The 3,212-nt window shown below is 62.6% G+C and carries 2 protein-coding genes and 1 pseudogene; all 3 read left to right on the forward strand.

Going from position 1 to position 3,212, the window contains the following annotated elements:
- On the forward strand, window positions 1-1,645 hold a 1,645-nt coding region (locus A5659_RS27320; RefSeq protein WP_082976147.1), incomplete at its 5' end, for an alpha/beta hydrolase fold domain-containing protein.
- 105 nt (window positions 1,646-1,750) lie between these two features.
- The gene (locus A5659_RS21845) at window positions 1,751-2,443 is read left to right on the forward strand and encodes an SDR family NAD(P)-dependent oxidoreductase (RefSeq protein WP_067022817.1); all 693 of its coding nucleotides are present in this window, start codon (window positions 1,751-1,753) and stop codon (window positions 2,441-2,443) included.
- A 656-nt stretch (window positions 2,444-3,099) separates the two neighbouring features.
- Window positions 3,100-3,212, forward strand: a pseudogene (locus A5659_RS27890) (SDR family mycofactocin-dependent oxidoreductase); the annotation flags it as partial.

Here is a 3,212-nt window from a genome sequence, read left to right on the forward strand (position 1 = left end):
ACCCGATTTCACGCCGGTCATGTCCACCGATGCAGCCCCGGCCCGCAGCTGGATCAGCATGGTGGTGCTGTTCAAAGAGCAGTTGTTCCTGCCAGGCACCGTGTTGAGCCACCCGCTGGTTGGACCGCCGTTCGCCGACAGCCTGGTGCGCGGCTTCTTACTCGCCGCGGACCATCCCTACCGGAATGCCCTTTTCGAAGAGGAACGGCTTGGCGCACCGCGCGCCGTTCGTACTGCAGTCGAAATCATCGAAGGGGAAGCGGATTTACCTCTGACGCTGTCCTCGATCGCCGCACGCTGTCACGTAAGTGTTCGGTCACTACAGCAGGGATTCCGACAGCACCTGGGCACTTCTCCCATGGCGTATCTGCGTGAGGTTCGGCTGCGCCGAGCCCACCAGACGTTGCTTAGGTCCGACGCGTCCGCGGTTACTGTGGCTTCGGTTGCCTATCAGTGGGGTTTCAGCAACCTCGGGCGCTTCGCCGCCGCCCACGCTGCGCGGTACGGCGAGACACCGACCGAAACCTTGCGTCGCCCCGCTTCCAGCCCGGCCGCCAGTGTATTAACTCTGCGTCAATCGGCGGCATCCTCGGGCAGTCTCACTATCCGAGAAATGGAGGCCGACCATCGCCGCGGCGCCGTGAGTTGCTATGAGCATCCGGTCAGCCCCGACACCAATGCGACAGCGCATCAAGATGCTTCGATTGACCCTCAGCTTGCTCGAATCCTCCGCCCCCTGCTCTCAGCTCGGGCGGCAATGCCTCGGCCGCCGGCCGGTGATTGGCAGACCCGGCGGACCATCATCGAGCACGCTTTAGACCGGGCTTCGGCATTGCTCTCGCCCGTCAACGGGATCAAGGTTGACGGTTTCACTGCGACGGCCACTGATGGCACACAGCTGCCGTTGTTCCTTTACCGCCGTGCTGATACCGGTCCGTCTGGCAGCGCCGCACTTTTCTTGCATGGGGGCGGAATGATCATGGGTTGGCACCGAAGCTACGACATGCTGGTGAGGAACTACGTCGCCTCATCCGGCGTGCCGCTGCTGTCCGTGCATTATCGAGTTGCGCCCGAGCACCCATATCCCACTCCAGTCGAAGACTGCTACACCGCACTCCGCTGGCTCGCCACGCACGCAACAGATCTCGGCATCGACCCGGCACGCATCGCGGTGATGGGAGGCAGCGCGGGCGGGGGGCTTGCAGCGTCTGTAACTCTGCTGGCAAGGGATCGCGGCGGCCCGCCGCTGGCCCGTCAATTACTACTGGCTCCCATGCTCGACGATCGGACTGCGACGGTTGACGCACGCACCCAGCCGTTCTGCACGTGGGACTGCGACGACAACATCACCGGCTGGCGCGCGTTTCTCGGAGACATGGCCGGCAGCGACGATGTGTCACCATACGCCGCGCCTGGGCGCGCCGACGATCTGTCCGGTTTGCCGCCCGCCTACATCGATGTGGGTGCACTCGACATCTTTTGCGATGAGGACCTGACCTACGCGAAACGGCTTATGGCGGCGGGTATCCCGACAGAATTTCACCTTTATGCCGGCGCCCCCCACGGGTTTGAAATATTCGCACCGCAGACGGATGTAGCGCGGCGAGCCACGGATGACCGGATGCGTTGTCTCGCTCGCCTGTAGTCCCGCCTCAACAGACGGCAATGAGTTACCACTCCGCTCTCGTAACGGGAGGCCGATGTTTCGTGGCAGAAAGCCAAGACCTCAAAACATGGGAGGAGCGGGTCGATGCAGCGACGGGCGTTTGTAACCGGAGCGAACGGGGGAATCGGTGCAGCCATCTGCGACCGGTTGCGGGCCGACGGGATAAAGGTCCGTACGACAGACATGGTGGGCCCGGCCGACGTGGTGATGGACCTCCCGGTTGACCCTATTCCGCAGTGGGCCGTCGAAGACATCGACATCTGCGTGGCGGTGGCAGGGGTTGTTGACACCTTCGCCCCGGCGCACTCAATAGCGTTCGAGCAGTGGGATCGCGATATCGACGTCAATCTCACCGGCACCTTTCGCGTCATCCGGGCGTGCCTCCCCGGCATGCGGGAACGTCGCTTTGGCCGCGTAGTCGCGATTTCAAGCATGGCGGGCCGCATGGGTGCCTCCGGTAAGGTCGCCTACGCCGCCTCCAAGGCCGGTCTGCATGGGATGATGCGCACTATTGCCATTGAGAACTGTGAGCACGGGATAACCGCCAACCTGGTGTTGCCGGGCATGATCGCAACCCCCAAGATCATGACCTTGCCTCAGCGGGACCAAGAGCGAATCCGTGCCGCACTACCCAGCCAGCGATTCGGTCGCCCGGAGGAGGTGGCCGATCTGGTTGCCTTTCTTGCCGGTGACGGCGCGGGATACATTACGGCACAAGACATCGGTATCGACGGTGGCTTAGAGCTGAATACCTTGTTCGTCGGTCCAACCCAGTAGCCATCTCCATGCCGACATGGGCTTGGTGAGGTGTATAGGTGCAGCTATTGGTTTGCGCCATCGAGGCATTGGGCAAGTGCAACGGTTACGAGCGCGGGTAAGACGCATTTCGTCTAGGTGGCTGCGTGCGACGGCTAGTTCCTGTTCGGTCACCGCCCTAGCGTGAAACTTATGACCAATGCGGATAAACATCACAGCGGGCGATGGGTGAGCTCGGCACCTCTCACCTCCATCGTCGTTACGTCGGAGATTTGAAATGCCCGGCCAGACCGAATCTTTGGATGCCGCTGCACTCACACCGATCTTCTTCGCGGCAATCTATCTGTATGTCCGCGTGATTGTGGTGTGGATCGTCTGCCGCGCTGACCGCTACGCCGAGCGAGCCGCCGGCCCGACAAGAGACCCCCGATCGGCAACCCGGCCGGGCTCGTCACAGCTGCCGCCCAGAGCAGAGGACGCATGATCGCTCGTCAGGCGCCGTTCCATGCACTCGTACCCGCGTACAGGCCACCCAGGTTGGCAAGCCCAGTCGGCCGCGCCACCAGCGGCCTTGGGACGGGCATGGGTCGGGATATCACATGTTGTACCGAGGCGGCTCGATCATCGCCGCGCCGGTTGGCGCGCGCACATTGATCGGCAACGGTTAGGAGGAAATGATGGCAGGACAATTCGAAGGCAAAGTTGCACTCATTACCGGCGCGGCGCGTGGGCAAGGCCGCTCGCATGCGGTGCGGTTCGCCGAGGAAGGCGCTGAGATCATTGCTATCGA

Origin of the sequence: Mycobacterium sp. 1165196.3, assembly GCF_001673415.1 — a bacterium.
GTDB lineage: Bacteria > Actinomycetota > Actinomycetes > Mycobacteriales > Mycobacteriaceae > Mycobacterium > Mycobacterium europaeum_A.